Origin of the sequence: Streptomyces sennicomposti, from assembly GCF_019890635.1 — a bacterium.
Classification (GTDB): Bacteria; Actinomycetota; Actinomycetes; order Streptomycetales; family Streptomycetaceae; genus Streptomyces; species Streptomyces sennicomposti.
Window position 1 is genome coordinate 89,739 of the sequence record NZ_JAIOAB010000012.1, and the last position, 21,550, is coordinate 111,288.

At 73.0% G+C, this 21,550-nt stretch carries 22 protein-coding genes; 12 read left to right on the forward strand and 10 right to left on the reverse strand.

What is annotated here, in order from left to right; genetic code table 11:
- Nucleotides 1–79: 79 nt before the first annotated feature.
- Both K7787_RS10065 and K7787_RS10070 read right to left on the reverse strand, forming a co-directional pair.
- The gene (locus tag K7787_RS10065; RefSeq protein WP_009187919.1) at nucleotides 80–313 is read right to left on the reverse strand and encodes a metallothionein; all 234 of its coding nucleotides are present in this window, start codon (nucleotides 311–313) and stop codon (nucleotides 80–82) included.
- 201 nt (nucleotides 314–514) lie between these two features.
- A complete protein-coding gene (locus K7787_RS10070) occupies nucleotides 515–1,501 on the reverse strand; it encodes a DEDDh family exonuclease (protein WP_009187918.1) in 987 nt (328 codons plus the stop codon).
- A 234-nt stretch (nucleotides 1,502–1,735) separates the two neighbouring features.
- On the opposite strand from K7787_RS10070, the gene K7787_RS10075 reads away from it, so the two are divergent.
- Together K7787_RS10075 and K7787_RS10080 are read left to right on the forward strand one after the other, a co-directional pair.
- Nucleotides 1,736–2,446, forward strand: a complete 711-nt coding sequence (locus K7787_RS10075; RefSeq protein WP_223001173.1) for a VIT1/CCC1 transporter family protein — start codon at nucleotides 1,736–1,738, stop codon at nucleotides 2,444–2,446.
- A 145-nt stretch (nucleotides 2,447–2,591) separates the two neighbouring features.
- The gene (locus K7787_RS10080) at nucleotides 2,592–3,638 is read left to right on the forward strand and encodes a zinc-dependent alcohol dehydrogenase family protein (protein WP_223001174.1); all 1,047 of its coding nucleotides are present in this window, start codon (nucleotides 2,592–2,594) and stop codon (nucleotides 3,636–3,638) included.
- A gap of 68 nt (nucleotides 3,639–3,706) precedes the next feature.
- Here K7787_RS10080 and K7787_RS10085 read toward each other — a convergent pair whose 3' ends face one another.
- Nucleotides 3,707–5,191, reverse strand: a complete 1,485-nt coding sequence (locus K7787_RS10085; protein WP_223001175.1) for a CoA transferase — start codon at nucleotides 5,189–5,191, stop codon at nucleotides 3,707–3,709.
- A gap of 115 nt (nucleotides 5,192–5,306) precedes the next feature.
- Nucleotides 5,307–6,833 carry a S8 family peptidase gene (locus K7787_RS10090; protein WP_009187914.1) on the reverse strand — a complete coding sequence of 509 codons (1,527 nt, stop codon included), beginning with the start codon at nucleotides 6,831–6,833 and terminating at the stop codon, nucleotides 5,307–5,309.
- 261 nt (nucleotides 6,834–7,094) lie between these two features.
- Between K7787_RS10090 and K7787_RS10095 the strand changes: the two genes are divergently transcribed.
- The 3 genes from K7787_RS10095 (at nucleotide 7,095) to moaA (ending at nucleotide 10,281) form a co-directional block, all read left to right on the forward strand.
- Nucleotides 7,095–7,451: a DUF485 domain-containing protein gene (locus tag K7787_RS10095; RefSeq protein ID WP_009187913.1), complete on the forward strand. Its 357-nt coding sequence runs from the start codon at nucleotides 7,095–7,097 to the stop codon at nucleotides 7,449–7,451.
- Nucleotides 7,448–9,088 (forward strand): monocarboxylic acid transporter, encoded by a 1,641-nt coding sequence (locus tag K7787_RS10100; RefSeq protein WP_009187912.1) that lies wholly within the window; start codon nucleotides 7,448–7,450, stop codon nucleotides 9,086–9,088. The genes K7787_RS10095 and K7787_RS10100 overlap by 4 nt, the downstream gene beginning before the upstream one ends.
- A gap of 203 nt (nucleotides 9,089–9,291) precedes the next feature.
- Nucleotides 9,292–10,281 carry a GTP 3',8-cyclase MoaA gene (gene moaA, locus K7787_RS10105; RefSeq protein ID WP_019982915.1) on the forward strand — a complete coding sequence of 330 codons (990 nt, stop codon included), beginning with the start codon at nucleotides 9,292–9,294 and terminating at the stop codon, nucleotides 10,279–10,281.
- Nucleotides 10,282–10,334: 53 nt separating this feature from the next.
- Here moaA and K7787_RS10110 read toward each other — a convergent pair whose 3' ends face one another.
- A complete protein-coding gene (locus tag K7787_RS10110) occupies nucleotides 10,335–10,589 on the reverse strand; it encodes a hypothetical protein (RefSeq protein WP_223001176.1) in 255 nt (84 codons plus the stop codon).
- 246 nt (nucleotides 10,590–10,835) lie between these two features.
- Nucleotides 10,836–11,237 (reverse strand): DUF3099 domain-containing protein, encoded by a 402-nt coding sequence (locus tag K7787_RS10115; RefSeq protein WP_019982916.1) that lies wholly within the window; start codon nucleotides 11,235–11,237, stop codon nucleotides 10,836–10,838.
- A gap of 298 nt (nucleotides 11,238–11,535) precedes the next feature.
- Here K7787_RS10115 and K7787_RS10120 point away from each other — a divergent pair, with 298 nt between their 5' ends.
- Nucleotides 11,536–11,820: a GlsB/YeaQ/YmgE family stress response membrane protein gene (locus K7787_RS10120; RefSeq protein WP_009187908.1), complete on the forward strand. Its 285-nt coding sequence runs from the start codon at nucleotides 11,536–11,538 to the stop codon at nucleotides 11,818–11,820.
- 160 nt (nucleotides 11,821–11,980) lie between these two features.
- Here the strand turns inward: K7787_RS10120 and tyrS are convergent, their stop codons facing one another.
- From tyrS to K7787_RS10135, 3 genes are read right to left on the reverse strand one after another with little or no spacing between them, the layout of a single operon-like run.
- Complete coding sequence (gene tyrS, locus K7787_RS10125; protein ID WP_223001177.1) at nucleotides 11,981–13,249, reverse strand: tyrosine--tRNA ligase; 1,269 nt, start codon at nucleotides 13,247–13,249, stop codon at nucleotides 11,981–11,983.
- Nucleotides 13,250–13,305: 56 nt separating this feature from the next.
- The gene (locus K7787_RS10130; RefSeq protein WP_223001178.1) at nucleotides 13,306–14,700 is read right to left on the reverse strand and encodes a TldD/PmbA family protein; all 1,395 of its coding nucleotides are present in this window, start codon (nucleotides 14,698–14,700) and stop codon (nucleotides 13,306–13,308) included.
- Nucleotides 14,697–16,220 carry a TldD/PmbA family protein gene (locus tag K7787_RS10135; RefSeq protein WP_027758238.1) on the reverse strand — a complete coding sequence of 508 codons (1,524 nt, stop codon included), beginning with the start codon at nucleotides 16,218–16,220 and terminating at the stop codon, nucleotides 14,697–14,699. Before K7787_RS10135 ends, K7787_RS10130 begins: the two co-directional genes overlap by 4 nt.
- Before the next feature lie 247 nt (nucleotides 16,221–16,467).
- On the opposite strand from K7787_RS10135, the gene fabG reads away from it, so the two are divergent.
- On the forward strand, nucleotides 16,468–17,172 hold the full coding sequence (gene fabG, locus K7787_RS10140; RefSeq protein ID WP_009187904.1) for a 3-oxoacyl-[acyl-carrier-protein] reductase: 705 nt from the start codon (nucleotides 16,468–16,470) through the stop codon (nucleotides 17,170–17,172).
- Nucleotides 17,173–17,177: 5 nt separating this feature from the next.
- Entirely contained in the window at nucleotides 17,178–17,945 is a 768-nt protein-coding gene (gene fabI, locus K7787_RS10145) for an enoyl-ACP reductase FabI (RefSeq protein WP_009187903.1), read from the forward strand.
- An 80-nt stretch (nucleotides 17,946–18,025) separates the two neighbouring features.
- Here the strand turns inward: fabI and K7787_RS10150 are convergent, their stop codons facing one another.
- Complete coding sequence (locus K7787_RS10150) at nucleotides 18,026–18,724, reverse strand: FadR/GntR family transcriptional regulator (protein WP_223001179.1); 699 nt, start codon at nucleotides 18,722–18,724, stop codon at nucleotides 18,026–18,028.
- 82 nt (nucleotides 18,725–18,806) lie between these two features.
- Between K7787_RS10150 and K7787_RS10155 the strand changes: the two genes are divergently transcribed.
- The 4 genes from K7787_RS10155 to K7787_RS10165 all read left to right on the forward strand — a co-directional run bounded on the left by K7787_RS10155 (nucleotide 18,807) and on the right by K7787_RS10165 (nucleotide 21,411).
- Complete coding sequence (locus tag K7787_RS10155) at nucleotides 18,807–20,192, forward strand: CynX/NimT family MFS transporter (protein WP_372456633.1); 1,386 nt, start codon at nucleotides 18,807–18,809, stop codon at nucleotides 20,190–20,192.
- Nucleotides 20,193–20,243: 51 nt separating this feature from the next.
- Nucleotides 20,244–20,363 carry an SGM_5486 family transporter-associated protein gene (locus K7787_RS32090; protein WP_086025514.1) on the forward strand — a complete coding sequence of 40 codons (120 nt, stop codon included), beginning with the start codon at nucleotides 20,244–20,246 and terminating at the stop codon, nucleotides 20,361–20,363.
- Nucleotides 20,364–20,579: 216 nt separating this feature from the next.
- Nucleotides 20,580–20,786, forward strand: coding sequence for a hypothetical protein (locus tag K7787_RS10160; RefSeq protein ID WP_164388311.1), 207 nt, complete (start codon nucleotides 20,580–20,582; stop codon nucleotides 20,784–20,786).
- Nucleotides 20,787–20,892: 106 nt separating this feature from the next.
- Nucleotides 20,893–21,411, forward strand: coding sequence for a SixA phosphatase family protein (locus K7787_RS10165; protein WP_223001181.1), 519 nt, complete (start codon nucleotides 20,893–20,895; stop codon nucleotides 21,409–21,411).
- Nucleotides 21,412–21,550 lie beyond the last annotated feature (139 nt).

The window sequence follows — 21,550 nt, forward strand, 5'->3', positions numbered from 1 at the left end:
GTTTTCGGCAGGGGTGTCCTCGGGCCCGCCCGAGCCGGATCCGGTCGGCGCGGATCCGGCCGGCCCGGTCGCCGCCGGCTCAGACACTGTCGACGATCCCCACCCTCCCCTCCGCGCGGGCGCAGTGCCCGCCGCAGTACCAGTGGCCCTCGACCTCGACGCCCTGTCCGATGATCTGGACCCGGCAGTGCTCGCAGATCGGCGCCATGCGGTGGATCGCGCAGGCGAAGCAGTCGAAGACGTGCACCGCTCCCTGGGCATGGACCTCGAAGGTCATACCGTAGTCATTTCCGCATACTTCACATCTCGCCATGCGCCACAGGGTGAGCGGTGGCCGTCGTCCGGGCGCGCTGGCCGCGGGCGAGTCGCCCGCCAATCACCCGTACGCGCGCGAGCCCCCACCCGCGCGCGGCGTCACCCGCCACAGGCTCCGTGCGGGCGGTCCCGGCCGTGGCGACGGTCCTGTGCGCGGGGGCGGCCCCGCGCGGGTCCGTGGGGGCGGTCCGCGCGGGCGTCAGTCGCCGTCCGCCGGTTCCACGTCCGCCAGGAGCTGGCCGAAGGCCGCCTCGTCCACGACGGGCGTGCCGTACTGGCGGGCCTTGGCCGTCTTCGTCGTGCCCGAGTCCGGGTCGTTCGTCACCAGCAGGCTGGTCAGCCGGGACAGGCTGGTGGCGACGTGCAGCCCCGCCTCGGTCGCGCGGTCCTCCAGCAGTTCCCGCTCGGTGGAGGTGTCGCCGGAGAAGGCGACCCGCATGCCCTGCTTGAGACGTTTGCCCGGTTCGTAACGGCCCGGGTTGGGATAGGGGCACGCCGGCCTCTTGCGGGACGGCCGCCAACTGCTCGCCCGGTAGCCGCCGTAGCCGCCCGACTGCTGCCGGGGCACCGGCCGGTCGGACCACTCGGTCAGCGGCCGGCACTCCAGCAGCGGCAGCCGCACCCCGCCGGCCGCCGCGGCCCACAGGCTCGGCCGGAACGCCTCCGCCAGCACCCGCGCGTCGTCCAGCGCGTGGTGCGCCCGCCGCTGCACCACCCCGAAGTGCGCCGCCAGCGACTCCAGCTTGTGGTTGGGCAGCGGCAGTCCCAGCTCCTTGGAGAGCGCGATGGTGCACAGGCGTTGCCGCACCGGCGCCTCCCGCCGCGCCCGCGCGTACTCCCGGGCGATCATCTGCCAGTCGAACACCGCGTTGTGCGCGACGAGCACGCGGTCCGCCAGCCGGGCCGCGAACTCCTCGGCGATGTCCGTGAAGAGCGGCGCGCCCTCCAGCGCCTCGCTCGTCAGCCCGTGGATCCACACCGGCCCCGGATCGCGCTCCGGGTTGACCAGGGTGTACCAGTGGTCCTCGACCTCGCCGCGCGCGTCCAGCCGGTAGACCGCCGCCGAGATGATGCGGTCGTCGCGGGCCAGGCCGGTGGTCTCCACGTCAACGACCGCGTATCCCTGCGGATACGCGGCCGGCCACGGAGTGGGAAGGGCCCCTGCGAGCGTGCGGTCTTCGAGCATGGTCCATGAGGATACGGGCCGCGACTGACACCCCCGTCCCGCAGGGGCCCGGCGCGCCCCCCGCACGCCCCCGGCGCGCCCGCTCACGACCACCCCCGCGCCCCGGGCGCGCACTCCCCGCGCAAATCGCCGAAATCGGGCCAGAGTTCACAACGCGGGACGGGCGCGCGGCACGACCGCCCCGCCCGCGCTCCCTCGCCCCCCGCGCACCGCGGCCGTGCGATCCTCCGTGCTGTGACCGAACCAACGCATGACGAGCCGCACGGCGGCGCGCTCGGTTCCCGCCTCAACTGGCTGCGGGCCGCGGTCCTCGGCGCCAACGACGGCATCGTCTCCACCGCGGGACTCGTCGTCGGCGTCGCCGGGGCGACCGACTCCCGCTCGGCGCTGCTGACCGCCGGACTGGCCGGACTGCTGGCCGGGTCGATGTCGATGGCGGCGGGGGAGTACGTGTCGGTGTCCACCCAGCGGGACTCCGAGCTGGCCGCACTGGCCGAGGAGCGGCGGGAGTTGCGCGACCAGCCCGAGGCCGAACTGCGGGAACTGGCCGAACTCCTCGAACGGCGCGGGCTCTCCCCCGAGGTGGCCCGCGACGCGGCCCGCCAGCTCACCGAGCGCGACGCGCTCCGCGCGCACGCCAGCGTCGAGCTGGGCATCGACCCCGACCGGCTGACCAACCCCTGGCACGCGGCCGGGGCGAGCTTCCTGGCGTTCACGGTCGGCGCGCTGCTGCCGCTGCTGGCGATCGTGCTGCCGCCGGCCGGCCTGCGGCTGGTGATCACGGTGCTGTCCGTGCTGGCCGCCCTCGTCCTGACCGGCTTCAGCAGCGCCCGCCTCGGCGCGGCGCCGCCCGGCCGGGCCGTGCTGCGCAACGTGGCCGGCGGCGCGCTGGCCATGGCCGTCACCTACGCGGCGGGCACCCTGCTGGGCGCGACGGGGGTCTGACGCGCCCGTCCGCGCAGGCCGCGGGCCCTTGTGCGCGGGGCGCTCGAAGGCGGCGTACGGTGAAGTGCGCCCGGGCTCGCTCCCGGGCCGGGGAGCGCCCCCGCGCACCCCCGTACGCCCCCAGTGAAGTGAGAAGGACCCCGTCATGCGCGCCACCACCATCCACGCCCCGTACGACATGCGGGTGGAGGACGTGCCCGAGCCGCTGGTGCAGCTGCCCACCGACGCCGTGGTGCGGGTGCTGCGCGCCTGCATCTGCGGCAGCGACCTGTGGGCGTACCGCGGGGAGGCGGCCCGGCAGCCCGGTCAGCGCATCGGGCACGAGTTCCTCGGCGTGGTCGAGGAGACCGGCGCCGACGTGACGGGCGTGCGGCCCGGCGATCTGGTGGTCGCCCCCTTCGTGTGGTCCGACGGCGTCTGCGACTACTGCCGCGAGGGCCTGACCACCTCCTGCGAGCACGGCGGCTTCTGGGGCTCGGTGGGCTACGACGGCGGCCAGGGCGAGGCGGTGCGGGTGCCGTTCGCCGACGGCACCCTGGTGCGGCTGCCCGAGGACGCCGCCTCCGACCCGTGGCTGCTGTCCGCCCTGCTGACCCTGTCCGACGTCCTCGGCACCGGCCACCACGCCGCCCTCGGCGCGGGCGCCCGGCCCGGGGCCACGGTCGCGGTCGTCGGCGACGGCGCCGTCGGGCTGTGCGCGGTGCTGGCCGCCCGGCGGCTGGGCGCGGAGCGGATCATCGCCCTCGGCCGGCACGAGGCCCGTACCGACATCGCCCGCCGCTTCGGCGCCACCGACGTCGTCGCCGAGCGCGGGGACGCGGCCGTCGAGGCGGTCCGCGAACTCACCCGCGGCCAGGGCGCGCACGCCGTGGTCGAGGCGGTCGGCACCGAGCAGTCCATGCGGACCGCCCTGCACATCGCCCGCGACGGCGGCGCGATCGGCTTCGTCGGCGTGCCCCACGGCAGCGGCACGGGAGTCGACCTCGGCGTCATGTTCAACCGGAACGTCGCCCTGCGCGGCGGCGTCGCCCCGGTCCGCACGTACATCCCGGAGCTGCTGCCCGACATCCTGGACGGCACGATCGACCCGTCGCCGGTCTTCGACATGACGGTCGGTCTGGAGGGCGTGCCCGACGGCTACAAGGCCATGGACGAGCGCGTCGCCCTGAAGGTGCTCGTCACCACGGACTGACCTCCACGGCACCACGGACCGGCCCCCGCCGCCCGCCCCTCGTCCCCGGGCCCGCCGTCGCCTCCGCCTCACACCCAGCGGGCGGCGTCCGTCCCCCAGGGGCCGGGCGGGCGCGTCCAGTCGGCGGGGCCGCCGGCGAAGGCGACGGGCGAGCGGGCGTACCGCAGCCGCCCGATCCGGCTGTCCGTCTCCGCCAGCCACGGCCCGGGACCGTCGTACGGCGCAGCCGCGACCGTCCCGTCGCCCTCGGGCGCCGCCCCGGCCGCGTCTGACGCCGTTTCGGCCGCCTCCGCCGCATCCGCCCCGGCGGCCGCCGCCTTTGTCAGCCACGCCGCCGTCCGCGCCAGCGTGAGCCGTACGATCCGGCTGCCGCCCTCGGCGGACTGCTCGGTCAGCGCCCGCAGCACCGCCGCCGCCAGCAGATAGCCCGTGCCGTGGTCCAGCGCCTGCGCGGGCAGCGCGCCCGGCCGCCCCCGCGATCCCTCGGCGGCGGCGATGCCGGTGGCGGCCTGGACGAGGCTGTCGAAGCCCCGCCGCCCGCCCCACGGTCCGGACCCGCCCCACGCCGACAGCTGCGCGACGACCAGTCCGGGCCGCCGCTCGGCCAGCGCCTCGGGGGAGAGACCGAACCGGTCCAGGGCGCCCGGCCGGTACCCGGTGACGACGACGTCCGCAGCGGCCAGCAGCTCCTCGAACGCCACCCGCTCCGCCGCGAGGTCCAGTGTCGCCGAGCGCTTGCCGAGGCCCGTGTCCGCGTGCTGGTCGGCCAGTTCGGGCAGGTGCGGGGCGTCCAGGCGCAGCACGTCCGCGCCGAGCAGGGCGAGCGTGCGGGTGGCGACCGGACCGGCCAGCACCCGGGTCAGGTCCAGGACGCGCAGCCCGGCGGCGGGCAGCAGGGCGGCGGCGTCCGGGAGGGGCGGCAGCACGCGCGCGTGCGTCTCGTCCAGCCGCTCCCGCTCGACCAGCGGCCGGGCGGCCACCGCCGCCGCCTGCGGATGGGCGGCCCACTGCTCAGGGGTCCGCAGCGCCACGGCGAGGCCGCCGGCCGCGTACACGCTCTCCTCGATGTCCAGCGCGGACCGTTTGGCGAGCGCGGCCCCGACGGTCTCCACCAAGGCGTGCGCCCCGAGGACGCCGAGTGCGCGCAGCAGCCGCTCCCGGTGGTGCGGGTAGTTGGCGTGGGTGCGCACCCAGCCGTCCGCCGCCGGCCAGAACCGCGACAGCGGCGCGAAGCTCACGGGCGCCCGCCCGTCGACCAGGAGATGCCGTTCGCTCGCGAACGCCGTGGCCACCGCCCCGTCGTCCACGCGCACCGTCGGCGTCTCGCCGAGCCCGGCCCGCCGTGCGCCCAGCTCGGCGGCGGCCAGCGCGCACGCGCCCACGCACGCGCGTGCGAGCCGCCGTACGGGAAGGCGCGCCCGCAGCGCGCCTTCCCGCTCCACGACGACGACCCGCGGGAGAAGGGCGGGGTCGCCGCCCAGCGCGGTCCATGCGGAGCCGATCGCTGTCCCTGCGGAGTTGATCGCGGTCCCCGCGGAGTTGATCTGAGTCATGACTCCATTATGCAGTATTGACTCAATCAACCTGTAGTCATGACCGCCACGCCCGCCATGACCGTCATGACTGCCTTGACCACCACGGCTCCGCAACCCTCGTCGGGCTCAGTCCTTACCTGGTCACCGCCGCCAGCGCGTCCGCGGTGCCCCAGCCGTAGAAGCCGTTGTGGTTCTTGGTCCCCTTGCACACCGCGTCGACCTTGCCGTCCCCGTCGATGTCGTACGGGTCGGTGCACGGCGTGGCGGTCGCCTCCGCGTACAGCAGCGCCTTGACCAGCGCGGCCGGGGCGTGCGGATGGGTTGACTTGATCAATGCCGCAACACCGGCCACATGCGGGCTCGCCATGGAGGTGCCCGCCATGTAGCCCCACTTGCCGCCCGGCAGCGGGCCGAGGATCAGACCGCTGGTCGCCGGGGGCGCCGGGGTCTGGTAGGCCGTCGAGTCGCCGCCGGGCGCGGCTATGTCGATGACGCCGAGGCCGTAGTTGGAGAAGGAGGACTTGACGCCCTTGGCGCCGGTCGCCGCGACCGTGACGACACCCGGGAGCTGGGTGGGTATGTCGAAGCACTTGTGCGGGTCCACCGTGCGGTCCCCGGGGGTGGAGTCGTTCGGGGAGGACGGGTCGGTGATGGAGCGGGAGTTCAGGTCGTAGTTCTCGTTGCCGGCCGCCGCGACGTTGACCGTGCCCTTGCTCTCGGCGTACAGCGAGGCCCGCCGTACGGCGTCCACCAGCGCCTTCTGGTCCGGGTCGTCGGCGCAGTTGAAGTACCACGGGTCGGTGTAGTAGCTGTTGTTGGTGACGTCGACGTGGTGCTCGGCCGCCCACACGAAGCCGCACACCACGGCCTCCGTGTAGAAGAACCCGTCCGGATTGCCCACCTTGACGCCGGCCACCTTCACGCCCGGCGCCACACCCGTGATGCCGACGCCGTTCTTCGCGCCCGCGATCTCGCCGGCCACGTGCGTGCCGTGCGGACTCTCGGCGGCGCTCGGCCGCCAGGCGCCGTCCGTGGTGTCCGGCTTGCCCGAGACGCAGTTGACGGAGGCCGCGCGGTCGAAGTTCGGCGCGATGTCGGGGTGGGTGTCGTCGACGCCGGTGTCGAGGACGGCGACGGTGACCCTGGAACTGCCGAGGGTCTTCTCGTGCGCCTTGTCCGCCTTGATGGCGGGCAGGTCCCACTGCAACGGCTCCAGCGGGTCCTGGCCGGCCGCGGCCTCGGTCTTCGCCCGGCTCAACTGGGCGGCGGTGAGCGGCTGCGGGGCGCCGGTGTCGGTGGTGGACTGCGCGGGCAGCGGCGCGGTCCGCGTCGCGCCCGCCGAGTCCACGCCGCGCACCTTGCGGATCTTCTGGGCGAAGTCGGGACGGGCGGAGTGGGCGACGATCACCCCGATCCGGTCGTACGTCACCACGACCGTGCCGCCGGCCGCGGCTATCGCCCGCCGCACGTCGGCGAGCGTGTGACGGTCGGTCTTGGTGTTGACGACGTACGTGAGGGTGGACGCGTCCGCGGTCTGCGCGGCGGACGTCGCCCGCGGGGCGGCCGAGGCCGCCGCCGGAAGGAAGCCGAGCGAGGCGGTCAGCGACAGCACGACCGGTACGGCCAGGGCGAGTCGACGTCTCGAACGCAGATGAGCCATGGGGTCTCCACATCATCCGGAAGCAGGACCCGCCCGACGCGACGATGCTGTTCAGGCAGGTACATGACGAGTTGCGCAGGCCGAAGCTATCCCGCCGTCCCGCCCGTCAGCAATGACTTGGCAATGACTCCTCAAGGCCGCTTGCGAAACAACTCATAGGACTTGAACCGCACCTCGCGTGGCGCCGTGGACCTTGGGCAGGGAGCCCGAGCACCATCGAGCCCCCTGTCGCATCCCCATCCGCAACACGAGGAGACAGACGTGGCCACCGAGACACCGCCACCCTCGAAGACCCAGGTCGCACTGCCCTCCGCCGAGGAGTTCACCGCGGTGCGCGAGAGCGCGGAGTTCGGCGAACTGCGCCGCTCCCACCGGTCGTTCGCCTTCCCGCTGACCGTCGCCTTCATCGCCTGGTACCTGCTCTACGTCCTGCTCTCCAACTACGCGGGCGACTTCATGGGCACCAAGCTGGTCGGCAACCTCAACGTCGCCCTCGCCCTCGGCCTGGCCCAGTTCCTCACCACGTTCCTCATCGCCTGGTGGTACGCGCGGCACGCCGCCGCCAAGCTCGACCCCCGGGCCGAAGCCATCAAGTCCCGGATGGAGGGCGGAGCATGAGCCCCGCGACGCACCCCGCAGCGCACACCCTGCTGGCCGCCGGCGGCGCCGCGAGCGACCACCGCACGCTGATCATCACCCTGTTCTCGGTCTTCGTCGCCGCGACCCTCGTCATCACCGTGTGGGCCGGCCGGCAGACCAAGGACGCCGCCGACTTCTACGCCGGCGGACGCCAGTTCACCGGATTCCAGAACGGACTCGCCGTCTCCGGCGACTACATGTCCGCCGCGTCCTTCCTCGGCATCGCCGGCGCCATCGCCCTCTTCGGCTACGACGGCTTCCTCTACTCCATCGGCTTCCTCGTCGCCTGGCTGGTCGCCCTGCTCCTGGTCGCCGAACCGCTGCGCAACTCCGGCCGCTACACCATGGGCGACGTCCTCGCCTACCGCATGCGCCAGCGCCCGGTGCGCACCGCCGCCGGCGCCTCCACCATCGTCGTGTCGATCTTCTACCTGCTCGCCCAGATGGCCGGCGCCGGCGTCCTGGTCTCCCTGCTGCTCGGCATCACCAGCGACGCCGGCAAGATCGGCATCGTCGCCCTGGTCGGCGTCCTGATGATCGTCTACGTCACCATCGGCGGCATGAAGGGCACCACCTGGGTGCAGATGGTCAAGGCCGTGCTGCTGATGGCGGGCGCCCTGCTGCTGACCTTCCTGGTGCTGCTGAAGTTCGACTTCAACGTCTCCGACCTGCTCGGCAGCGCCGCCGACAACAGCGGCAAGGGCGCCGCCTTCCTGGAGCCCGGACTGAAGTACGGCGCCACCGGCACCACCAAGCTGGACTTCCTCTCGCTCGGCATCGCCCTGGTGCTCGGCACCGCCGGACTGCCGCACATCCTGATCCGCTTCTACACCGTCCCCACCGCCAAGGCCGCCCGCAAGTCCGTCATCTGGGCCATCGGCCTGATCGGCGCCTTCTACCTGATGACCCTCGCCCTCGGCTTCGGCGCCGCCGCGCTGATCAAGCCGGACGAGATCATCGCCTCCAACAAGGCCGGCAACACCGCGGCCCCGCTGCTCGCCCTGCACCTCGGCGGAGTGGACTCCGACTGGGGCGCCGTCCTGCTCGCCTCCATCTCCGCCGTCGCCTTCGCCACCATCCTCGCCGTCGTCGCCGGCCTCACCCTGGCCTCGTCGTCGTCCTTCGCCCACGACATCTACGCCAACGTCATCAAGAAGGGCGCCGCCACCGAGAAGCAGGAACTCGGCGCGGCCCGCTGGGCCACCGTCGGCATCGGCGCGGTCTCCATCGTCCTCGGCGCCCTCGCCCGCGACCTCAACGTGGCCGGCCTGGTCGCCCTCGCCTTCGCCGTCGCCGCCTCCGCCAACCTGCCCACGATCCTCTACAGCCTGTTCTGGAAGCGGTTCACCACCGCCGGCGCCCTGTGGTCGATCTACGGCGGCCTGGTCACCGCGGTCGGCCTGGTGCTGTTCTCGCCGGTGGTCTCCGGCAAGCCCACCTCGATGTTCCCGGACGTCGACTTCCACTGGTTCCCGCTGGAGAACCCCGGCCTCATCTCCATCCCGGTCGGCTTCCTGCTCGGCGTCGTCGGCACCCTGCTGTCCAAGGAACAGCCGGACAGCGCCAAGTACGCCGAACTGGAGGTGCGCTCCCTGACGGGCACCGGCGCGCACTGAACGGTCCTCGTCAGGGCGCACCGAGCGGTAGCCACAGGCGCCCACCGGGCGGTTCACACCGGCGGCCGTGCCGCGGGGATCGTAGATCCCTACGACACGGCCGCGCCCACTCCGTCGGATCGGGCACTGCGGACTGTCGGCGCCGTCACGTAGGCTCGCAAGTGTCGGAACACAACTGGTCCGCGACACGGGAGGGGGCCCACGTGCTCATCGACACCTACGGCCGGGTGGCCACCGACCTGCGGGTCTCGCTCACCGACCGGTGCAACCTGCGCTGCACCTACTGCATGCCCGAGGAGGGCCTGCAGTGGCTGGCCAAGCCCGACCTCCTCACCGACGACGAGATCGTCCGCCTCATCGGCATCGCGGTCGCCTCCCTCGGCATCGAGGAGGTCCGCTTCACCGGCGGCGAACCGCTGCTGCGGCCCGGACTCGTCGGCATCGTGGAGCGTGTCACGGCCCTGGAGCCCCGCCCCGTCACCTCCCTGACCACCAACGGCATCGGCCTCAAGCGCACCGCCGCGGCGCTCAAGGAGGCCGGCCTGGACCGGGTCAACGTCTCCCTGGACACCCTGCGCCCGGACGTCTTCAAGACCCTCACCCGCCGCGACCGGCACGGCGACGTCCTCGACGGCCTCCGGGCCGCCCAGGACGCCGGACTGACCCCGGTGAAGGTCAACACCGTCCTGATGCCCGGCCTCAACGCCGACGAGGCCCCCGACCTGCTGGCCTGGTCGATGGAGCACGGCTACGAACTGCGGTTCATCGAGCAGATGCCGCTGGACGCCCAGCACGGCTGGAAGCGCGAGGGCATGGTCACCGCGGGCGACATCCTCACCGCTCTGCGCACCCGCTTCGACCTGACCCCCGAGGGCGCCGAGGAGCGCGGCTCCGCCCCCGCCGAACGCTGGCTCGTGAACGGCGGGCCGTACCGTGTCGGCGTCATCGCCTCCGTCACCCGGCCGTTCTGCGCGGCCTGCGACCGCACCCGGCTCACCGCCGACGGCCAGGTCCGCACCTGTCTGTTCGCCACCGAGGAGACCGATCTGCGCGGCGCGCTGCGCTCCGGCGCGCCGGACGAGGAGATCGCCCGGCTGTGGCGGCAGGCGATGTGGGGCAAGAAGGCCGGCGCCGGCCTCGACGACCCGTCGTTCGTCCAGCCCGACCGTCCGATGTCGGCGATCGGCGGCTGACGCACCCCGTCCAGGACCACGCGAGGCTGCGCGGGGCTACGCGAGGCTCGGGATCAGGCGGGGGAGCCGCCGGGCGGCGTCGACCCGTCCCGCGCCGCCTCGGCGGCCGTCCACTGACTCAGCAGGACGACGTCCTTGAGGAAACCGCGCACCCCGAGGAACTGCGACAGATGCTCCCGGTGCTCCTCGCACGCCAGCCACGTCTTGCGCCGCTCGGGCGTGTGCACCTTGGGGTTGTTCCAGGCCAGCACCCACACGGCGGCGGCACGGCAGCCCTTGGCGGAGCAGATCGGGGTCTCGTCAGTCACTGGTGCGTCTCACAACCACGGCATGAACAAGGCGACGCCGAGCAGCCACGGGGGGAGCTGCCCGGCGTCGGTCTGTCGCTCCGACGGGGGATGCGGAGCGCGTACGAAGTATGTCACGGGAGACCCGCCGCCCGGCACCGGAACAGCATGATTGATCTGAGCATTTCTTGAGCTTCACGCACAGTCGCCGCCCAGCGCCCGCACAGCCGGATCCCGGCCCCACGACATGCGTACGGCGGCCGGACCTCACGCCCCGTCGCGGGACTCGCGCGCCGTGCCGGCCGCGGACTCGCCCGCCACGTCCTCCGGAACGGATTCCGCAAAGCCGTCCTCCGCCGTCCGCGGCGCGGTGATCATCGGCTTCATCGGGACCGTCACGAACGTCGACGGCAGACCCGGGGCGTTCTCCCGGCCCGCGTTCGCGATCACCACGGCGATGTACGGCAGGACCGCGCCGAGCACCAGCGCCACGATCGCCACGTACCGTTCGACGTTCCACAGCGCCACCGCGAGGAGCACCGACGCCGTACGGATCGACATCGAGATCACGTACCGGCGCTGCCGGCCGCGCACATCCTCCTGGAGGCCCGTCCGGGCGCCCGTGATCCGGAACACCTGGGCGCTGCCCCCGCCATGCTGCTTCCGCATCGCATTCCACCATTCGTCCGCACCGGACAGCTCCCCGGCCCGAACCCGGTCCACGACCGGGCCGGGACACCGCGCCCGCACAACCTCGCCCTCCACGTTACGCCGCCCCGGCCCCGCCATCGCGGCCGGGGCACCGCCGGCCTGCGCGAACGCGCCGTCCACCACCGTCCGCGCGCCCTGCGCGCCCCGGACCGCCCGGACTGCGTCTCACACGTACGGCCCTGTCCGGCATGCGGCGTAGCGGCGGCGGGCCGACACTGACGGTAATGCTCATGTCGAACCGGACGAGGAGGCGGCCATGGGCTGGTTGTGGGCCATCATCGTGGGATTCATCCTGGGCCTGATCGCCAAGGCGGTCATCCCCGGCAAACAGCACAGTCCGCTCTGGCTGACGACCATCTTCGGCATGCTCGGGGCCATCGCCGGCAACGCGATCGCCCGCGGCCTCGGCGTCGAGGAGACCCGCGGCATCGACTGGAGCCGGCACATCTTCCAGCTGGTGGCCGCCATCGTCATCGTCGCCGTCGGCGACATGCTGTACCTGAAGATGTGGGGCCACCGGAAGCAGCGGCAGCGCATGTAACGCCCGGAGGACGCACGGCGCGCCCGGGCACGGGCGAGGGGGCGGCCCCGGAGATCCGGGAACCGCCCCCTCGCGACGCGTCACGGGCCGCAGCGGCCGGAGCGCGTCGCGCACCCCCGGCCCTCGGCGCCTGAGGGCGCCGAGCGGAGCGCGTACGCCCTCAGGCGCCGGTGACCTCCACCGCGGCCAGGTTCTTCTTGCCCCGGCGCAGCACCAGCCAGCGGCCGTGCAGCAGGTCCTCGCGGGCGGGGACCGCGTCCTCGGCGGTGACCTTGACGTTGTTCACGTAGGCGCCGCCCTCCTTGACCGTGCGCCGCGCGGCCGACTTGCTGGCCACCAGGCCCACCTCGGCGAACAGGTCCACGACCTGCCCGAGTTCGGCGACCTGGACGTGCGGCACCTCGGAGAGGGCCGCGGCCAGCGTGCGCTCGTCCAGCTCCGCCAGCTCGCCCTGCCCGAAGAGGGCCTTGGACGCGGCGATCACGGCGGCCGTCTGGTCGGCGCCGTGCACCAGCGTCGTCAGCTCCTCGGCCAGCGCCCGCTGCGCGGCCCGGGCCTGCGGCCGCTCCTCGGTCTGCCGCTCCAGCTCCTCCAGCTCCTCGCGGGAACGGAAGGACAGGATGCGCAGGTACTTCGAGATGTCCCGGTCGTCCACGTTCAGCCAGAACTGGTAGAACGCGTACGGCGTCGTCATCTCCGCGTCCAGCCAGACGGCGCCGCTCTCGGTCTTGCCGAACTTGGTGCCGTCCGCCTTGGTCATCAGCGGCGTCGCCAGCGCGTGCACGCTCGCGTCCGGCTCCAAGCGGTGGATCAGGTCCAGGCCGGCCGTGAGGTTGCCCCACTGGTCGCTGCCGCCCTGCTGGAGCGTGCAGCCGTGGCGCCGGTAGAGCTGGAGGAAGTCCATGCCCTGGAGGATCTGGTAGCTGAACTCGGTGTAGCTGATGCCCTGGTCGGACTCCAGCCGGCGGGCCACCGAGTCCTTCGTCAGCATCTTGTTGACCCGGAAGTGCTTGCCGATGTCCCGCAGGAACTCGATCGCCGACAGGCCCTCGGTCCAGTCGAGGTTGTTCACCATGACCGCGGCGTTCTCGCCCTCGAAGGACAGGAACGGCTCGATCTGGCGGCGTAGCTTCTCCACCCAGCCGGCCACCGTCTCCGGGTCGTTCAGCGTGCGCTCGGCGGTCGGGCGGGGGTCGCCGATCAGGCCCGTGGCGCCGCCGACCAGCGCCAGCGGCCGGTGCCCGGCCTGCTGGAGCCGGCGCACGGTGAGCACCTGCACCAGGTGCCCCACGTGCAGCGACGGCGCGGTCGGGTCGAAGCCGCAATAGAACGTGACGGGACCGTCCGCGAGCGCCTTGCGCAAAGCGTCCTCGTCGGTGGACAGGGCGAACAGGCCCCGCCACTTCAGCTCGTCGACGATGTCCGTCACGGTTCTCGTGTCTCCTCGGTGATCGTGGGGCGGTCGGGTGACAGCCGCCTACGAGGTTATACGCCCTGACTGACAGAGCTCATGTTGAAATCGGGAACGCGCAGCGCCGGCATCGCGGCCCGGGTGAAGTAGTCGCTCCACTCGCGCGGCAGCGTCTTCTCCGTGCGCCCCGCCTCCGTCGCCCGGCCCAGCAGGTCCACCGGCGACTCGTTGAACCGGAAGTTGTTCACCTCGCCGGTCACCTCGCCGTTCTCCACCAGGTACACCCCGTCGCGGGTCAGACCGGTCAGCAGCAGCGTCGCCGGGTCCACCTCGCGGATGTACCACAGGCAGGTCAGCAGCAGTCCCAGCTCGGTGTCGGCGACCATCTCGTCCAGCGAGCGGTCCGCGCCGCCGTCCAGGATCAGGTTCCCGGCCTCCGGCGCGAGCGGCAGCCCGGTCAGGGCCGCGCTGTGCCGGGTGGTCAGCAGATGCTTCAGCTCACCGCCGGCGATCCACTGCGTCGGGGCGACGGGCAGCCCGTTGTCGAACACCGACCGGTCCCCGCCCGAGGAGTGCGCGACCACGAACGGGGCGCACTCCAGGCCGCTCTCGTGCGGATCGCTGCGCAGGTTCAGCGGCAGCCCGGTCAGCTTCGCGCCGACCCGGGTGCCCCCGCCCGGCCTGGAGAACACGGTGCGTCCCTCGGCCGCGTCCCGGCCCGAGGACGACCACAGCTGGTAGATCAGCAGGTCCGCGACCGCCGTCGGCGGCAGCAGCGTCTCGTAGCGCCCGGCCGGCAGCTCCACGCGCCGCTCGGCCCAGCCCAGCCGGACGGCCAGCTCCGCGTCCAGCGCCGCCGGGTCGACGTCCTTGAAGTCCCGCGTGGACCGCCCGGTCCACGCCGAGCGGGTGCGGTCGGGCGACTTGGCGTTCAGCTCCAGCGTGCCGCTCGGCTGGTCGTGCCGCAGCCGCAGCCCCGTCGACGTACCGAGATACGTGGACACCAGCTCGTGGTGGGCGAAGCCGTACAGCTCACGGCCGCCGGCACGCGCGCGTGCGAACGACTCGCCGAGCGCCGGCGCGAAGTCGGCGAACACCGCCGAGGAGGTCTCGGCGGGCGCGTCGGTGAAGTCGGGCGCGGCGGGTGCCCCGGTGACCAGCGGCTGCGCGTCCTCGGCGGGGCCCGCCCCGCGCGCGGCGGCCTCGGCGGCCCGCACCAGCGGCTCCAGGTCGTCCATGGTCACCGCGGCGCGCGACACCACGCCCGAGGCGGTGCCCTCCTTGCCGTCCACGGTCGCGATCACGGTGAGCGTGCGCCCGCGCGTGACGCCGTTCGTGGTGAGCGCGTTGCCCGCCCAGCGCAGATCGGCGGACGACTGCTCGTCCGCGATGACGACGCAGCCGTCGGCGCGCGACAGTTCGAGGGCGCGTTCGACGACCTCGTGCGGCTTGGTGGTACGCGTGCTCATCGACCGGCCTCCTGGGTGGTGTTCAAGATGTTGACGCCCGTGAAGAGGGCCGACGGGCAGCCGTGGGAGACGGCCGCGACCTGGCCCGGCTGCGCCTTGCCGCAGTTGAAGGCGCCGCCGAGGACGTACGTCTGCGGGCCGCCCACGGCTGCCATGGAGCCCCAGAAGTCGGTCGTCGTCGCCTGGTAGGCGACATCCCGCAGCTGCCCGGCCAGCCGCCCGTTCTCGATCCGGTAGAACCGCTGCCCGGTGAACTGGAAGTTGTAGCGCTGCATGTCGATGGACCACGACCGGTCCCCGACGACGTAGACGCCCCGCTCGACGCCGCCGATGAGGTCCTCGGTGGACATCCCCGCCGGGTCGGGCCGCAGCGACACGTTGGCCATCCGCTGCACGGGCACATGGCCGGGGGAGTCGGCGAAGGCGCACCCGTTGGACCGCTCGAAGCCGGTCAGCCGCGCGATCCTGCGGTCCAGCTGGTAGCCGACCAGCGTGCCGTCCTTCACCAGGTCCCAGGACTGCGCCTCGACGCCCTCGTCGTCGTAGCCGACGGTGGCCAGGCCGTGCTCGGCGGTGCGGTCGCCGGTGACGTTCATCAGCTCGGAGCCGTAGCGCAGCTTGCCCAGCTGGTCGAAGGTGGCGAAGGAGGTGCCCGCGTAGGCCGCCTCGTAGCCGAGCGCCCGGTCCAGCTCGGTGGCGTGCCCGACGGACTCGTGGATCGTCAGCCACAGGTTGGAGGGGTCCACGACCAGGTCGTAGACGCCGGGCTCGACGCTCGGGGCGCGCATCTTCTCGGCGAGCAGTCCGGGGATCTGTTCGAGTTCGCCGTCCCAGTCCCAGCCGGTGCCGGTGAGGTACTCCCAGCCGCGGCCCGCCGGCGGGGCGAGGGTGCGCATGGAGTCGAACTCGCCGCTGGAGTCGTCCACGGACACGGCCGTCAGCTGCGGATGCAGCCGCACCCGCTGCTGGGTGGTCACGGTCCCGGCGGTGTCGGCGTAGAACTTGTTCTCGTGCACGGTCAGCAGCGAGGCGTCCACGTGGTCGACGCCGTCGGCGGCCAGCAGCCGCGCGCTCCAGTCCGCGAGCAGCGCCGCCTTCTCCTCGTCCGGCACGGTGAACGGGTCGATCTCGTACGCCGACACCCACGTCTTCTCGGCGTGCACGGGCTCGTCGGCCAGCTCCACGCGCTCGTCCGACCCGGCGGCCCTGATCACCTGGGCCGACAGCTTGGCCATGGCCACCGCCTGCGAGGCGACCCGGGCGGCGGCGTCCATCGTCAGGTCCACGCCGGAGGCGAACCCCCAGGCGCCGCCGTGCACGACCCGCACCGCGTACCCCAGATCGGTGGTGTCCGACGACCCGGCCGGCCGCGCGTCCCGCAGCCGCCAGGACGCGTCGCGCACCCGCTCCAGCCGGAAGTCCGCGTGTTCGGCCCCCAGCGCACGCGCGCGTGCCAGCGCGGCGTCGGCCAGGGCGCGCAGTGGAAGGGCCGTGAAGGCCTCGTCGATCGTGTGTGGCACGGGGGTCTCCCTGCTCTCGTCGCCTGTCGGACCGATCATGTCGCGCGGGCGGCGGGGGAGACCACACGATTCCGGGCCCGGTCGGCCGTTTTCTGTAGGGACTCGACAGCACGACCCGCACGCCACTGTCGGTGCCCGATTGTCCGCCGCGCCGGGCGGACCGATAGGTTTCCGGTGAAGCCGCCTGTCATCGACGTGATCGGGCGTGCTGAAGAACCGCTTGAGACCGCTATGAAAGGGTGATCCGTTGAGCCGCTCGGTTCTCGTCACCGGAGGCAACCGGGGCATCGGCCTCGCCATCGCCCGCGCGTTCGCCGACGCCGGCGACAAGGTCGCGATCACGTACCGGTCGGGGGAGCCGCCGGAGGGCTTCCTCGCCGTCAAGTGCGACATCACCGACCCCGAGCAGGTGGAGCAGGCCTACAAGGAGATCGAGGACCGGCACGGCACGGTCGAGGTCCTCGTCGCCAACGCGGGCGTCACCAAGGACCAGCTCCTGATGCGGATGTCCGAGGAGGACTTCGCGACGGTCGTCGACACCAACCTCACCGGCACCTTCCGGGTGGTCAAGCGCGCCAACCGCGGCATGCTGCGGGCCAAGAAGGGCCGCGTCGTCCTGATCTCCTCGGTGGTCGGTCTGCTCGGCTCGGCGGGGCAGGCGAACTACGCCGCCTCCAAGGCCGGCCTGGTCGGCTTCGCGCGTTCCCTCGCCCGTGAGCTGGGCTCGCGCAACATCACCTTCAACGTCGTCGCCCCCGGTTTCGTCGACACCGACATGACCCGGGCGCTCAGCGACGACCAGCGCGAGGCCATCGTGTCGCAGGTGCCGCTCGGCCGGTACGCGCGACCGGAGGAGGTCGCCGCCGCGGTGCGGTTCCTCGCCTCGGACGACGCCTCGTACATCACTGGAGCCGTCATCCCCGTTGACGGCGGACTGGGAATGGGTCACTGATCACCATGAGCGGAATTCTCGAGGGCAAGCGCGTCCTGATCACCGGTGTGCTGACGGAGGCCTCCATCGCCTTCCACGCCGCGAAGCTGGCCCAGGAGCAGGGCGCCGAGGTCATCCTCACCGCCTTCCCGCGGCCCACGCTGACCGAGCGCATCGCCAAGAAGCTGCCCAAGCCGGCCAAGGTCATCGAGCTGGACGTCACCAACGACGAGCACCTCGGCCGCCTGGCCGACATCGTCGGCGAGGAGCTGGGCGGCCTCGACGGCGTCGTCCACTCCATCGGCTTCGCGCCGCAGGACGCCCTCGGCGGCAACTTCCTGAACACGCCGTTCGAGTCGGTCGCCACCGCCATGCACGTCTCGGCGTTCTCCCTGAAGTCGCTCACCACGGCCTGCCTGCCGCTGATGCAGAACGGCGGCTCGGTCGTCGGCCTCACCTTCGACGCGCAGTTCGCCTGGCCGCAGTACGACTGGATGGGCCCGGCCAAGGCCGCCCTGGAGGCCACCAGCCGCTACCTGGCGCGCGACCTCGGCAAGCAGAACATCCGCTGCAACCTGATCTCGGCGGGCCCGCTCGGCTCCATGGCCGCCAAGTCCATCCCGGGCTTCAGCGACCTGGCCTCGGTGTGGGACTCCCGCTCCCCGCTGGAGTGGGACCTCAAGGACCCCGAGCCGGCCGGCCGCGGCATCGTCGCCCTGCTGAGCGACTGGTTCCCGAAGACCACGGGCGAGATCGTCCACGTGGACGGCGGCCTGCACGCCATCGGAGCGTGACCGCCGCCGCGGGGCCGAACTGACGCGGAAGGGCCCGCCCCCTCGGGGGTGCGGGCCCTTCCGCGTTCCCGGGGCGCGGGTCAGTTCCGGGCGGGCGGGGGCGCGGGGAGGCGGCCGCGGCGGCACAGGAACGGGTAGCTCGCCGCCTCCGCGGCGGCGGCCTCCGCGTTGCCCGCGCGGATCGCGTCGACCAGCCGCGTGTGGTCCATGTGCGTGTCCGGCGTCAGCTCCGCGCCGACGTCCGCGCGCAGCCAGTCCCGCATCACCTCGCCGAGGTCCGCGTACATCGCGGTCATCGCGTCGTTGTGCGAGGCGGCCACCACGGCCAGGTGAAAGGTGGCGTCCGCCGTCACGAAGGCCTCCGCGTCACCGGACTCCCACGCCTCCTCACGCCGCAGGAGCAGTGCGTCGAGCTGCTTGAGGTCCCTCTCGCCGCGCCGCTCGGCGGCCAGCTTCGCCGCCCCCGACTCCAGCGTGGCGCGCAGTTCGGCGATGTGCCGGGGGTCCGTCCCGGCGAACCGGCGGTGCATCACGCCCGCCAGCTCGCTGGTCGCCACGACGTAGGTGCCCGAGCCCTGGCGGATGTCCAGCAGGCCGTTGTGGGCGAGCGCGCGGACCGCCTCGCGGACGGTGTTGCGGGCGACGCCGAGCTGCTCCACCAGCTCGGGCTCCGTCGGGATACGGGAACCGACCGGCCACTCGCCCGAGGTGATCTGGTTCCGCAACGCGGCGATGACCTGCTCGGACAGCGCCGACCGGCGCGGATGGCTCAGGGGCATGGCACACCTTCGCACGTGCGGCCCGGAATGCTGCGCGCGGGCCATAGACAGTCAATCATCCTATGATTCTATGATGGGTCTCATGGTAAGTGAGGAAACGACCCGGACGACGACGCCACCGACCGAGCAGCAGCCCCCGGCCGCGACCGCCGCCCCCCGGGAGGCCGGGGCGCACCGAGAGCCCCGGACGGCGGCCACGCGCGCGTGGGCGACGCGGCTGGTCGTCGTCGGCATCGTGCTGTCCGCCCTGAACCTCAGGCCCGCCATCACCAGCCTCGGCGCGCTCCTCGAAGAGGTGCGCGACGGCCTCGGGATGAGCGGCAGCGTGGCCGGCCTGCTCACCTCCGTGCCCCCGCTCTGCTTCGCCGTCTTCGGCGTCATGGCCCCCCGGCTGGCCCGCCGCTTCGGGCCCGCCGCGGTGGTGTGCGCGGGCATGGCCGCCATCGCCGCGGGCCTGGTGATCCGCCCCTACGCCGGCAACACCGCCGCCTTCCTGGCCGCCAGCGCGCTCGCCCTCATGGGCATCGCCGTCAGCAACGTCCTGATGCCGGTCATCGTCAAGCGCTGGTTCCCCGACCGGGTCGGCTCCATGACCGGCCTCTACTCGATGGCCCTCGCCCTCGGCACCTCCACCGCCGCCGCCGTCACCGTCCCGATGACCGACGCGCTCGGCGGCTGGAAGCCCGGACTCGCCGTATGGGCGCTCCTCGCGGCCGTGGCCGTCCTCCCCTGGCTGCCGCTCCTGCGGGACCGGGACAGGGACCGGGGCGCCGCCCCCGCCGTGCGGCCCGCGGCCTCCCAGGAGCCCGGACAGGCGGCGCACGACACCTCGCGTGAGGAATCCGTACGGGCGAAGGCCGCTCAGGAGGAGCAGGCCCCCGCGCTGCGCATCACCCGCAGCCGCACCGCCTGGGCGCTGGCCGTCTTCTTCGGCCTCCAGGCCACCGCCGCCTACATCACGATGGGCTGGATGGCGCAGATCTTCCGGGACGCGGGCGTCGCCGCCGGCACCGCCGGGCTGCTGCTCGCCGTCACCATGGTGATGGGCGTGCCGCTGGCCTTCGTCATCCCGCGGCTGGCCACCCGGCTGCCCCACCAGGGCCCGATCGTGCTCGCCCTCGGCGTCTGCGGCCTGGCCGGCTACGCGGGCCTGTACCTCGCGCCGGCCGGCGGCGCCTGGGCCTGGGCGGTGCTCCTCGGCATCTCCAACTGCGCCTTCCCGCTGGCCCTCACCATGGTCGGCATGCGCGCCAGGACCGGTCCGGGCGTGGCGCAGCTGTCGGCGTTCGCGCAGAGCACCGGCTACCTGATCTCCATCCCCGGTCCGCTGCTGGTCGGCGTGCTCTACCAGAGCAGCGGCGGCTGGGGCCTGCCGATCGCCCTGATGACCGCCCTGATGATCCCGCAGATGCTGGTCGGCTGGGTGGCCGGCCGCAACCGCACCGTGGAGGAGGAGGCGGCGCGCTGAGCGGCGGCCCCCGCGCACCCGCCCCGGACGGGAGGTGCCACACTGGTGGCCATGCAGCCTGTGCTCGATCCGAACCCGCCGAACGGCCAGAAGAAGATGCTGATCGTCTTCGGCGCGTTCCTCGCCATCTTCGTGGTCATCGCCATCGTCGCGACCCTCGCCTCTCCCTGATCCACGCCCGCGGCGGGGCGCCTCCCACCGCGGCGGTGGCGGGGGCCGACTCCGCCGATGGTGGGGCCGGCCCCCCTGTCCCCTAGGGGGCGAGGGTCAGGGTCAAGTGGGTGGATCACCGGATGGGCGGGGGCCCGCCGGTTCCGTAACTTCGAGGTGTGACCGCGAGCAGCGGTCCGTGGACGACCGATCCGACTCGAGACCCGCGGAGGCGACATGCCGGCCCGTACGCACACCCGGACCCGCCCGGCGAACACGGGCGGCGTCGACACCAGGCTGCCCTGGTGGGCCCTGGCGCTGCCGGCCCTCGCCTTCGCGGCACTGCTCGCCCTCCTATGGAACCCGTCGAACGCACATGCGGCAGCCGCCGACCCCGCGACCACGCAGCTGTGGCAGCACATACGGGAACTGCTGACGCGATGAGGTGCCCGACCCGGCCCGGGAACGGCCCGCCGCCCGCCGCGCCGGCCGAGAAGGCGCATGTCAACTCCCTGCGCCCCGTGGCCTGTTTCGTGCGAAGCTGGGTTCCATGAGCGTCGCAGAACCCCGCAGGATTGTCCTCTTCCGGCATGCGAAGGCCGACTGGCCGCAGGTGACCGACCACGAACGACCGCTCGCCGAGCGGGGTCGCCAGGACGCCCCGGTGGCCGGCCGCAAGCTGGCCGACTCCGGAGTCTCCTTCGACCTTGCCCTGTGCTCGACCGCGACCCGGACCCGGGAGACCTGGAAGCTCGCCGTCCACGAGCTGCCGCACCGGCCGAAGACCGTCTACGAGGAGCGGATCTACGAGGCCTCCCCGGGCGAGCTGATCGCCGTGCTCAACGAGACCCCGGACGACGTCCAGAACGTCATCCTGATCGGCCACAACCCGGGCATGCAGGGCCTGACCGAGGTGCTCGCCGGCTCCGCCGAGGGCGACGCCCGCGAGCGGATGAGCGGCCGGGGCTTCCCGGCCGCCGCCTTCGCCGTCCTGACCTTCGACGGCTCCTGGAAGACCCTGGAACCGGGCACGGCCACGCTGAGCGACTACTGGGCCCCCTCGAAGTAACCCCGCCCGCATCAGCCCCACCGCTCGCGCACGGGGCCCGGCACACCGTCCCCGGCAGTCGGGCCTCACGGCCGCGACGGATCCGCGCGGGCCGCGGTGGGCCGTGCGAGCGCGCTCAGGCCGCAGGACACCCCGGACG

Excerpts from the sequence above, each read along its gene's own strand:
- fabI (WP_009187903.1), top strand. The coding sequence starts at position 17,178 with ATGAGCGGAATTCTCGAGGGCAAGCGCGTCCTGATCACCGGTGTGCTG.
- K7787_RS10100 (WP_009187912.1), top strand. The coding sequence starts at position 7,448 with ATGAGCCCCGCGACGCACCCCGCAGCGCACACCCTGCTGGCCGCCGGC.
- K7787_RS10085 (WP_223001175.1), bottom strand. The coding sequence starts at position 5,191 with ATGACTCAGATCAACTCCGCGGGGACCGCGATCAACTCCGCAGGGACA.
- K7787_RS10070 (WP_009187918.1), bottom strand. The coding sequence starts at position 1,501 with ATGCTCGAAGACCGCACGCTCGCAGGGGCCCTTCCCACTCCGTGGCCG.
- K7787_RS10165 (WP_223001181.1), top strand. The coding sequence starts at position 20,893 with ATGAGCGTCGCAGAACCCCGCAGGATTGTCCTCTTCCGGCATGCGAAG.
- K7787_RS10150 (WP_223001179.1), bottom strand. The coding sequence starts at position 18,724 with ATGCCCCTGAGCCATCCGCGCCGGTCGGCGCTGTCCGAGCAGGTCATC.
- K7787_RS10130 (WP_223001178.1), bottom strand. The coding sequence starts at position 14,700 with ATGAGCACGCGTACCACCAAGCCGCACGAGGTCGTCGAACGCGCCCTC.
- K7787_RS10160 (WP_164388311.1), top strand. The coding sequence starts at position 20,580 with ATGCCGGCCCGTACGCACACCCGGACCCGCCCGGCGAACACGGGCGGC.
- K7787_RS10090 (WP_009187914.1), bottom strand. The coding sequence starts at position 6,833 with ATGGCTCATCTGCGTTCGAGACGTCGACTCGCCCTGGCCGTACCGGTC.
- K7787_RS32090 (WP_086025514.1), top strand. The coding sequence starts at position 20,244 with ATGCAGCCTGTGCTCGATCCGAACCCGCCGAACGGCCAGAAGAAGATG.
- K7787_RS10065 (WP_009187919.1), bottom strand. The coding sequence starts at position 313 with ATGGCGAGATGTGAAGTATGCGGAAATGACTACGGTATGACCTTCGAG.
- K7787_RS10115 (WP_019982916.1), bottom strand. The coding sequence starts at position 11,237 with ATGCGGAAGCAGCATGGCGGGGGCAGCGCCCAGGTGTTCCGGATCACG.
- K7787_RS10155 (WP_372456633.1), top strand. The coding sequence starts at position 18,807 with ATGGTAAGTGAGGAAACGACCCGGACGACGACGCCACCGACCGAGCAG.
- K7787_RS10080 (WP_223001174.1), top strand. The coding sequence starts at position 2,592 with ATGCGCGCCACCACCATCCACGCCCCGTACGACATGCGGGTGGAGGAC.
- K7787_RS10120 (WP_009187908.1), top strand. The coding sequence starts at position 11,536 with ATGGGCTGGTTGTGGGCCATCATCGTGGGATTCATCCTGGGCCTGATC.